Origin of the sequence: Frankia gtarii, assembly GCF_025403375.1 — a bacterium.
In the GTDB taxonomy this organism is placed as follows: Bacteria; Actinomycetota; Actinomycetes; order Frankiales; family Frankiaceae; genus Frankia; species Frankia gtarii.
On the sequence record NZ_JAMPTM010000232.1, the window covers coordinates 1 to 10,165 of the forward strand.

General features: G+C 73.3%; 6 protein-coding genes. 1 reads left to right on the forward strand and 5 read right to left on the reverse strand.

The window, feature by feature from the left end:
• From sppA to mfd, 4 genes are all read right to left on the reverse strand, one after another.
• A partial coding sequence (gene sppA / locus NBZ83_RS24985) for a signal peptide peptidase SppA (protein WP_261575912.1) occupies window positions 1–2,036 on the reverse strand: 2,036 nt, incomplete at its 3' end.
• Window positions 2,037–2,105: 69 nt separating this feature from the next.
• Window positions 2,106–3,419, reverse strand: coding sequence for a nucleoside triphosphate pyrophosphohydrolase (locus NBZ83_RS24990; RefSeq protein WP_261570604.1), 1,314 nt, complete (start codon window positions 3,417–3,419; stop codon window positions 2,106–2,108).
• An 80-nt stretch (window positions 3,420–3,499) separates the two neighbouring features.
• Entirely contained in the window at window positions 3,500–4,267 is a 768-nt protein-coding gene (locus tag NBZ83_RS24995; RefSeq protein WP_261570603.1) for a SurA N-terminal domain-containing protein, read from the reverse strand.
• 104 nt (window positions 4,268–4,371) lie between these two features.
• Window positions 4,372–7,992, reverse strand: a complete 3,621-nt coding sequence (gene mfd, locus NBZ83_RS25000; RefSeq protein ID WP_261570602.1) for a transcription-repair coupling factor — start codon at window positions 7,990–7,992, stop codon at window positions 4,372–4,374.
• A 346-nt stretch (window positions 7,993–8,338) separates the two neighbouring features.
• On the opposite strand from mfd, the gene NBZ83_RS25005 reads away from it, so the two are divergent.
• Window positions 8,339–8,776, forward strand: a complete 438-nt coding sequence (locus NBZ83_RS25005; protein WP_261570601.1) for a MerR family transcriptional regulator — start codon at window positions 8,339–8,341, stop codon at window positions 8,774–8,776.
• A gap of 73 nt (window positions 8,777–8,849) precedes the next feature.
• On the opposite strand, the gene NBZ83_RS25010 is transcribed toward NBZ83_RS25005, so the two are convergent.
• Window positions 8,850–10,165: glycoside hydrolase family 26 protein (locus NBZ83_RS25010; protein WP_261575913.1), on the reverse strand; the 1,316-nt coding region annotated here is incomplete at its 5' end.

Consider the following 10,165-nt stretch of genomic DNA (forward strand, 5'->3'; position numbering starts at 1 on the left):
CCGAATCCCACCCCGGCGCCAAGCAAGGCAGCCAACCCGCCGCCCAGGACACCGCCCAGCGCACCGGCCAGGATCCCCGGCCGAGCCGCCGCGGCGGCGCCGCGGTCCTCGCTGGACTTCGGCGTCCGGACCCGTTCCAGCACGGACGGTCTGGGCGCCAGCCGGACCCGCGGCGTGTCCCCCTCGGGCAACCCAGCCCGGATCCAGGCCAGTCTGAGGGCGTCCGTCAACCCACCGAGCTCGTCGACCAGGCCGTTCGCGTGAGCGTCGGCCCCCGTCCACACCCGGCCGCGGGCCAGCTCGTGTACCTGTTCCCGGGTCAGCCGCCGGGCCGCGGCCACCTTGTCGACGAAGTCCGCATAGACGCGGTCGAGGAACTCTTCCAGCTTCTCCCGCTCCCCCACGGTGAACGGGCGCCGCGGCGACATCATCAGGGCATGCTCGCCCTCGGCGACCGCGCCGAAGCCCACCCCGACCTTGTCGAGCAGCTCCCGGACCACCTGCTTGCCGGCGAACACCCCGATGGACCCGGTCAGCGTGCCGGGATTCGCGACGATGAGGTCCGCGGCCAGGGAGACGAAGTAGCCGCCGGACGCGGCGACGTCCCCCATCGACACGACGAGTGGGCGGCCGCTGGCCCGGAACCGCTCGGCCTCCCGGCGCACCAGGTCCGAGGCGACGTAGGAACCACCCGGGCTGTTCACCCGGAACACCGCCGCCGCCACGTCCTCGTCGCGCGCGGCGGCCCGGAACGCCGCCGCGGCGGCCTCCGCGGCGAGCACCGGGCTGGCGAACGGCCCCGGGCTGCCCTGCCCGAGGATGACCTGGCCGGTGCCGTGGATGAGCGCGACGACCGACCGGCGTGGGTCGCGATGCGGCGCGGTGACCGACGGCGCCAGCGGGACGCCCCGGGTGTCCCCGGCGGCCGCGCCGTCGTCGGGCGACCCCGCCGCATCCGAACCCGGCCCGGTGCCGGTTGCGGGGGCGTCGGCCCGGCGCGCCGGCGCGGGTGCGGTCTCGCGCAGGAAGAAGGCGCCCGGACCCCGCGCGGTGAGGGTCGCGACCCGACGCACCGGCGACTTCTCCCGCCGCTCGGCGAGCCGGCGGTAGGCGGAGGCGTACATCAGCACCGGCTCGGCGCCCTCGCCCGCGGACCCGCCATCCGATTCGCCGGCGGCGAGGTCGGTGTCCGCGGTGGGGGCGAGATCGGCGTCGACCACCCCGCCCAGCCCGGCCCCGGCCGCGCCGGGCGCCGCGGAAGCATCGCCCGCCGACAAAAGGCGGACCCGTTCCCGGGCGGCCGCGTACACCTCGTCGCGGTAGCCGAGGCGGTCGATGAGCCCCACGTCGAGGGCGACGGTGCCGGCCAGCGGGCCGAGGTCGATCAGCCGGCGGACCCGGTCGGCCGGCATCCGGCGGCCCTCGGCGATGCCGGCCACGACCTGCTCCGAGCTGGACTCGATGATCCGGCTCACCGCTTCCAGGTGCGCCGGTGTGAAGTCCCGCTCGACGAGCGTGTTCACCGCGTTCTTGTATTCGTAGCGCTGGCCGATCTCGACCGCGACGCCGAGACGGTCCAGCGCGCCGCGCAGGAACGGCGTCTCCATCCCCAGGCCGGTCAGCCCGCAGTCCCCGGACGGGGCCAGCCAGATCTCGTCGAACGCGCAGGCGAGGTAGTAAGGGCCGGTGCCGCCGCCGAACTCGCCGAAGGTGTCCGCGTAGGCGATGGCCGTGCCGCCGGCGGCCCGGAAGACGCCGATCGCCGCCCGGATCTCCTGGATGCGGGCCAGCGGCGTCCCGACGGCGGCGATGTGCGCGACCACGACCGACACCCGCGGGTCCTCGGCGGCATGACGGAGAGCCTCCACCACATCACGCAAAGTGGTGCGCCGGTGGGCGAGGACGAGGGTGACCGGGTCGCTGGGAACGCCTTCGAGCGGATCGACCGTCAGATCGAGTTCCAGGACGATCGGAGCCGTCCGCCGCGCCGCGATCTGGCGGACGTCGGCCAGCGCCTTACGTGGGGTGGCAGCCATGGTCGCCAGGCTAGTACCACCGACCGCCCAGGTTCCCCTGACCGCGGCAACCTCACGGTCGTCCCGCGGTCACCCAGCCGGCGTGACGCCGTCACCCGACCCCACCGGGGCGACCCACAGTTCCCGCCAGCGCGCGCCGGGCAGCGTAGCCGGGGTGGCACCGTCCACTCGGGCCGACCGCTCGGCGGCGGCCAGCCGATCCCGGAAACGGCGTGCCGACGTGCGCAGGGCCCGCTCCGGATCGACCCGGGCCGCCCGCGCGAGTGCGACGGCGGCGACGAGCAGATCACCGAGGACATCGTCGGCGGCCACACCCGGCCGGCCGAGCGCCTGGGCGGCGGCGGCCGCGATCGCCGCGGCCCGCTCGCCGGCCTCGGCTACCCCGTCGGACCCAGTCACCTCACCTGATCCGGCCACCTCACCGGACTCCGCCGCCCGACCGAGCCCGGCCTGCGCCCCGCCCGTCCCACCGACGATCCCGGTGAGCGCGAGATCCACCGGCACGCCGATCCCGCCGGCACGCTTGAGCAGTTTGGCCGCGAGTGTCAGCGCCGGCTGAGACAGCGCCACCCCCTCGGTCACCGAGGCGCGCCCCTTCTCCACCGCCTTGATCGCCTCCCAGTTGGCGGCGACGTTCGCCGACCCGTCGACGACCACGTCGGCGAACACGTGCGGGTGGCGCCGGATCAACTTCGCGACCAGCCCCGCCGCCACATCGTCGACATCCCAGCCGTCGCCCGCGCGTTCGGCGGCGATCCGGGCGTGGAAGAGCACCTGCATGAGCACGTCGCCAAGCTCCTCGCGCAGCTCGGCGAGGTCGCCGTCCTCGATTGCCTGGTACGCCTCGTAGGTCTCCTCGATCAGGTAGGGAGCGAGGGACTCGTGGGTCTGCTCGCCGTCCCACGGGCAGCCGCCCGGGGAGCGCAGCCGGTCCATCACCGCCACGGCGTCGAGCAGGACCGACCCGGGCAGCTCCGCCGTACCTGCGAGGGTGCCTACCACGATCCCGGCGGACGGCGTCGCGCCCGCGTCGGGGCCGGCCGGTGGGCGGGGCTGGGCGAGGCGGTCGAGCAACAGGTCGAGCGGCGTCGGCGCGGACGGGTCCGGCAGCCAGGCGAGCTCGGTCGCCGCCGGATCCGGCAGGCCGACGCGCAGGAGGGCGGCCAGATCATCCCCCGCCAGATCGTCCCCCGCCAGATCGACCGCCGCGTGGCCGTCGACGAGGACGACGGTGGCGCCGGCGGCGCGCAGGGCGGCAAGCTGCGGATGGTTCGCAGCGGCGGTCAGCACCGGCACCCGGCGCACCAGATCCCACGCCGGCGCGGTGAGCAGGCCCGGGGCGACCCGCGGGCTGGTGACGACCACGGTGATCCGCAGCATCATGACGTCCACTCGCTTCAGCTGGTCGGGGTCGGGACTGGGCGCGGTACGGGGACTGGGCACGGTACGGGGACTGGGCACGGTCAGGACTGGGCGGTCAGGTCCACGGTGGGGACGGGAGCGGGCCGGCTGGCGATCGAGCCGTCCGCGGCGATCACGGCGAACTGGCCGGTGTTCCAGGTCCCGAACCGCGGGTTGATCGAGATCGGGTCCTTCTTCTCGGCCTGCGCGAGGACGGGTTGCAGCTTCGCTGAACGCTCCTGGCTGACGATGAAGCGGGCCAGGTACGGCTTCGCCTGCGCGTAGGTGAGCGGGATTCGGCCGACCCGGTCGACGATGTTGCCGTACTGCTCCCGGGTCTCCGCCTCGGTGGCGAGCAGGTGCGGGCTGACCCGGTCGCTCAGCGCCGACTCCAACGCCCCGGAACGCACGATGACGGAGACGTCGCGCGGCGCGAATCCCACGGCTGCCGCCTGCCGTTCGAACGCCTGCACGCTGCCGAACTGCAGGACGGCGTAGGCCTGGTAGAAGGAGGCGACATCGGCGGAGCTCAGCCTGATGCCGCGTCGGGCCGCCTCGTCGGAGAGCAGTTCGAGCTGCACGAGGGAGGTCAGCGTGCGCCGTTGCAGTTCGAGGCGGTTGAGGGCACTCGACGCGGACTGCCCGGACTGTGAGACCGGCACGCCGTCGGCGGCCGTGAGCCCCCGCTCGACGATGCCGCGCAGCTGCGAGGTCTCGATGGACTGCGATCCGACCTGAGCGGCGGCGCCGGCGTGCGTCGTGCAGGCCGTCCCTGCGGTCCCGACCAGCACGACAAGCCCGACACCGGCGAGGAGACGGGAGAGCTTCACGACTCCAGACGCTATCTGCTCGCCTGTGGCGAAGCACACCTCCCCCGCCCGACGCCGCCGTGTTTCCCGCGGTGCCGCCCGATGGATCCCGCGTCGGACGCCGCTCAGCCCGCAGCCGCCGCGGCGACCGAATCGCCGGCGACGGCAGCCAGCAGCTGACCCGCCCAGGCGAGCAGCGCCCGGTCACGCAGCGGCCGGGAGCCGATGCGGCCCGTCTCCGTCGGGGCCGGCACCAGCACGATCCGCATCGCGGGCTTCACCACCGCACCCTTGTACAGGCGAGTCAGACGCATGGTCTGGCTCTCCCGCAGCTCCAGCGGCGCGAAGCGGATCTGGCGGCCGGCAGCGGTGATCTCGGCAACGCCGAAGCGGCGCGCGAGCACCCGCAGGCCGGCGACGGCGAGCAGGTTCTCCACCGGCTCGGGCACCGGGCCGAACCGGTCCACCAGCTCCCCGCGCACCTCGTCGATGTCGGCGTCGGTGACCGCGCCCGCGAGCCGGCGGTAGGCGTCCAGGCGCAGCCGTTCGCTGGGCACGTAATCGTGCGGCAGGCTCGCGTCGACGGGAAGCTCGACCTTCGCCTCGGGCGGCTCTTCCACCTTGTCCTTGCGGTACTCGGCGACCGCCTCGCCGACCATCCGCACGTACATGTCGAAGCCGACGGAGGCGATGTGCCCGGACTGCTCCCCGCCGAGCAGGTTGCCGGCGCCGCGGATCTCCAGGTCCTTCATGGCCACGGCCATGCCGGCGCCGAGGTCGTTGTGCTGGGCGATGGTGGCCAGCCGATCGTGGGCGGTCTCGGTCAACGGCTTGTCCGGCGGGTACAGGAAGTAGGCGTACGCGCGGTCGCGGCCGCGGCCGACCCGGCCGCGCAGCTGGTGGAGCTGGGACAGGCCGAACACGTCGGCCCGCTCGACGACGAGGGTGTTGGCGTTGGAGATGTCCAGGCCCGACTCGACGATCGTCGTGCAGACCAGGACGTCGAACTTCTTCTCCCAGAAGGAGACCATCACCTGTTCGAGGGCGTCCTCGGGCATCTGGCCGTGCGCGGTGGCGATCCGGGCCTCGGGAACCAGCTCGCGCAGCCGGGCGGCGGCCCGGTCGATCGACTCCACCCGGTTGTGGATGAAGAAGACCTGACCCTCTCGCAGCAGCTCCCGGCGGATCGCGGCGGCGACCTGACGGGTGTCGTAGGGGGCGACGGAGGTCAGCACCGGGTGGCGCTCCTCCGGCGGGGTGTCGATGGTCGACAGCTCCCGGATGCCAGTGATCGACATCTCCAGGGTGCGCGGAATCGGGGTGGCGCTCATCGTGAGCACGTCCACCGCCGTGCGCATCTTCTTGAGCTGCTCCTTGTGCTCGACGCCGAAGCGCTGCTCCTCGTCGACGATCACGAGGCCCAGGTCCTTGAACCGGCCCTCCCCGGACAGCAGCCGGTGGGTGCCGATGACAACGTCGACGGTGCCGTCGGCGAGGCCCTCCTGCACCGCCTTCTGCTCGCCGGCCGAGTTGAACCGGCTCATCGCCTTGACGACGACGGGGAACGCCGCGTAACGCTCCGAGAAGGTCTGGAAATGCTGCTGGACCAGCAACGTCGTCGGGACCAGCACCGCGACCTGCTTGCCGTCCTGTACGGCCTTGAACGCCGCCCGCACGGCGATCTCCGTCTTGCCGTAGCCGACGTCGCCGCAGATCACCCGGTCCATCGGGACGGGCTTTTCCATGTCGGCCTTGACCTCGTCGATCGCGGCGAGCTGGTCGGGCGTCTCGCGGAAGGGGAAGGCGTCCTCCAGTTCGCGCTGCCACGGGTTGTCCGGGGCGAAGGCGTGCCCGGGCGCGGCCATCCGGGCGCTGTAGAGCCGGATCAGCTCCCCGGCGATCTCCTTGACCGCCTTACGGGCGCGGGTCTTGCGCTTGGCCCAGTCGGCGCCGCCGATGCGGTCCAGGCTCGGCGCGTCCCCACCGACGTACCGGGTGATCTGTTCGAGCTGATCGGTGGGGACGTAGAGCCGGTCGCCCCGGGCGTACTCCAGCAGCAGGTACTCGCGCTTCGCCCCGGCAACGGTCCGGGTGACCATCTCGACGTAGCGACCGACGCCGTGCGCATCGTGCACGACCATGTCGCCGGGGACCAGGGCGAGCGGGTCGATGCCCTTGCGCCGCCGGCTGGGCATCCGCCGCATGTCCTTGGTGGTGACCCCGCGGGCACCAGCAATGTCACTTTCGGTAAGGACGGCCAGGCGCAGTGTGTCGCTGATGAAGCCGGTGACGAGCTGCCCGCGGGTCACCACGACGACCCCGGCGGCGAGCTCGGCATCCTCGGCGTAGCGGGCGCCGAGGTCGGCCTCGCGCAGCAGCTCCACCAGGCGCTGGGCCGGGCCGTGCCCCTCGGTCACGAGCAGCACGCGCCACGATTCGGCCTGCCAGCCCTTGACGTCGGCGATGACGGCGGCGGTGTCACCGTGGTACAGCGGCGCCGGTCGCAGGCTCGCGACCACGGTGTCGTCGCCCTCGGCGACGAGCCCGCCGGCCTCGCCCGCCGCCGCCGCGCCGGCCGGGCCGGGACCGCCCGCCTCGGAGCCGGCCGGTGCCGAGGCGAAGGGGGTGACCGACCACCAGGGCAACCCGAGCTCCCCCGCGCGCTCGCGAACCTCCGCAATGGAGCGGTAGGCCGCGGCACCGAGGTCGATCGGGGCCCCGCCGCCGAGGGCCGCGACGCTCCAGGACGCCTCCAGGAACTCCTGGCTGGTGCGCACCAGCTCACTCGCCCGGGAACGGACCCGCTCCGGGTCGCAGACGAGGACGTGGGTGCCGGCCGGCAGCTCGTCGAGCAGCAGCGACATCCCGTCGACGAGGACCGGCGCCAGCGCCTCCATACCGTCCACGGGAATGCCGTTGGCAATCTTGTCGAGCATGTCCACCACCTGGGGATGGCGAAGGGCAAGCTCGGCGGCCCGGCCGCGGACGTCCTCGGTGAGCAGCAGCTCGCGGCACGGCGGCGCGAACAGCCCGCGCCTGCCGGGGCCGGCCGGGCCGGCCTCGTCCTCGGGCAGCGCCCGCTGGTCGGCGACGGCGAACCGGCGGACATCCTCCACCTCGTCGCCGAAGAACTCCACCCGCAGCGGGTGCTCCTCGGTCGGCGGGAAGACGTCGAGAATCCCGCCGCGCACCGCGATCTCGCCGCGCCGCTCCACCAGGTCCACCCGGCGGTAGGCCATGTCCACCAGCCGGGTGACCACGTCGTCGAGATCGGCGGTGTCGCCCGCCGCCAGGCTGACCGGGACGAGCTCACCGAGCCCGGCGACCTGGGGCTGGAGCACAGAGCGGACCGGCGCGACAACGACCCGCAGCGGCGGCCTGCCGGTGCTCGCCGGATGGGCCAGGCGGCGCAGCACCGCCAGACGCTGACCCACCGTGTCCGCCCGGGGAGACAGCCGCTCGTGGGGCAGCGTTTCCCAGCTCGGGAAGACGGCCACCACATCGGGACCGAGCAGGCCGGCGAGCGCGGCGGCCAGATCCTCGGCCTCCCGGCCGGTGGCCACCACGGCAAGGACAGGCCGACCGGCGCCGTGGGCGGCGGCGAGGGCGGCGGCGGCGAACGGCCGCAGAGCGGCCGGGCCGGCGAGGTCGAGCACGGGTTCGCCCGCCGCGCCGATCGCGCGCCCCAGGGCGGGATCGCCACCCGGTCGAGCGATCAGTGCGTCGAGCAGCGGCGCGAGAGTCATGGTTGCGTCCTGTGTGCCTCTCGGAAACGAGCGGAACGGAAACAGGCGTGGGGCAGACGCCGTGGCACGGACCGCCGCCACGGGACACGACGACCTGGCGCAACGGGGCCCGCCACGGCCCCGACCCGCTCGACCTGGGGCCCGACCCGCCCCCGGCGATGACCCGGGTGGTCGGCCGACACCGGCCCGACCCCGTCGGCACAGACGATATGACCAGCCTACGACAGGATGCCCGCCGCGCCCCTGCCCCGATTACGCCCGGCGGCCTGTCGACGTACAGTCGACTGCCTGGTGTCCAGTCCGGTCGCCCAACACCTACACTGACGTTAGGGTCGAGTTGTCCAGGATGCGCCGCAACGTTTCGAGATCGGACGCGGCCCGCGGCGGCGTCTACCAGATCGGGGACGTAGCCGAGCGGGTCGGCCTCTCCCTGCGAACAGTCCGCTACTACGAAGAAGCGGGCCTGCTCATGCCGGTGGGGCGGACCGTCGGCGGATTCCGCCTCTACGACGCGGACGCGATCGAGCGGCTGCTGCTCATCAGGAAGATGAAGCCTCTCGGCTTCACCCTGGAAGAGATGCGCTCACTGTTGACCCTGCGCGACGAGCTGGCCACACCCGACCTGGCCGCGGACACCCGCGCCGCGTTGCAGGAGCGGCTCGGCACCTGGGTGCTGCTCGCCGAGGAGAAGCTCTCGACGCTGCGAGAGCAGGTGAGCGTGGCGGAGTCCTTCGTCGGCGGGCTGCACGACGACGCGGACCGCCGCGGCGGCGGCACCATCTGACCCGCCGCCCGCCGCGGCGCCCCGAAGGGACACACGGACCCCGAAGGGACACACGGAGCGCCGCGGCGAGGTCCTAGCCCCAGAGCCGGTGGTAGGCGGCCGCAGAGGCCGGATTGAGATCGGGGTTCACCAGCGAGGAGCGGACGTTGCCCTCCTCCGCGTTGGGGAAGTACGCCTCGTAGGCGAGGATGTCGGCGTTGTGCGCGAACGTCTCGTACATCTTCTCTATGAAGGCCGGATTGTCCCCGCCGGCCGTGCCGCTGCGCCCGGCCTTCGTACCCTGCTGGCTGACCACGCCCCACTCGGGCACCGAGAACAGCTTGTGGTGGGTTCGGGCGAAGGTGATGACCTGGCAGAGCCCCGCGTCACCGTTGCACTGGTCGTCGAAGTCGGCGTAGGTCGGGCTGGGCGGGTACTGGTCGTAGCTGTCGATGCCGATGACGTCGACGTACTGGTCGCCGGGGTAGAGATCGAACGCGCCGACCGGTGTGGTCGAGCCGTGGGCGTTGAGGTTCCAGTCGATGCGGACCTTCGGACTGGTCGCCTTGATCGCCGACGAGGCGTTCCGGAAGCACTGGATCCACTGCTGCGGATCCGTCGCCGCCCAGGCAAACCACAGGCCGTTGAACTCCCAGCCCAGCCGGACGAAGGAGTCGCCCCGGCCCATGTTCACCAGCCAGCGCCCAAACTGCCGCCACTTGGCGTCGTAGTTGCCCGCCGCGCAGTCGGCGAGGTTGCCCTTCTCCGCCCCCGAGTCGGGGAACAGCGGCTGGGTGAGGACCCAGGTGCCCGCGTACCCGGCGAAGGTCGACGTGCTGTGTCCCATCCACGGATCCGTGAGGGAGCTCCAGCTCGATCGGTCGGTGTACATCACGACGACGTCGTTGGGCCGGCCGCGGAACCTCGCCCAGGCATTCGCCTGCGCCAGGGAGTGCGCGGCGACGCCGGTCGGGAACAGCCCGGTGGTCGCGGCCCGCTCGACCTGTGGAACGGCCGCCCCCGGCGCACCAGTCTGGGTGGGCCGGGCCGTGGTGCCCGGCTGCGCGGCCCACGACGCGCCCTGCCCCGCGCTGGTGGCGATGGGGTCGGCCCCGCCGTCGCTGCTGGACGGCACCAGCAGCAGCGCCGTCACCGCGATCAGAGTGAGCACCACCGCGACCGACACCGCGATGACGGGCAGGTGCGGGACCCGGCTGGCATTGCCGCCCCAGTGAGCGGTGATCCACGCCGCTGCCCGGGCCCGCCGACCGGAGACCGACGCCACGCGGTCGTCAGGCCGGTCGGCATGGCGGGCGCCGACCTTCGCGGCCTCGGCCGCACGCGCCGAGCCGACCTCGTCGGACCAGGCCTCGCTGTCGGACCAGGCGGCCCGACCGCCCCGTCCCGCCC

Coding starts and splice junctions, on each gene's coding strand:
- NBZ83_RS24990 (WP_261570604.1), bottom strand. CDS start 3,419: ATGATGCTGCGGATCACCGTGGTCGTCACCAGCCCGCGGGTCGCCCCG.
- mfd (WP_261570602.1), bottom strand. CDS start 7,992: ATGACTCTCGCGCCGCTGCTCGACGCACTGATCGCTCGACCGGGTGGC.
- NBZ83_RS25005 (WP_261570601.1), top strand. CDS start 8,339: ATGCGCCGCAACGTTTCGAGATCGGACGCGGCCCGCGGCGGCGTCTAC.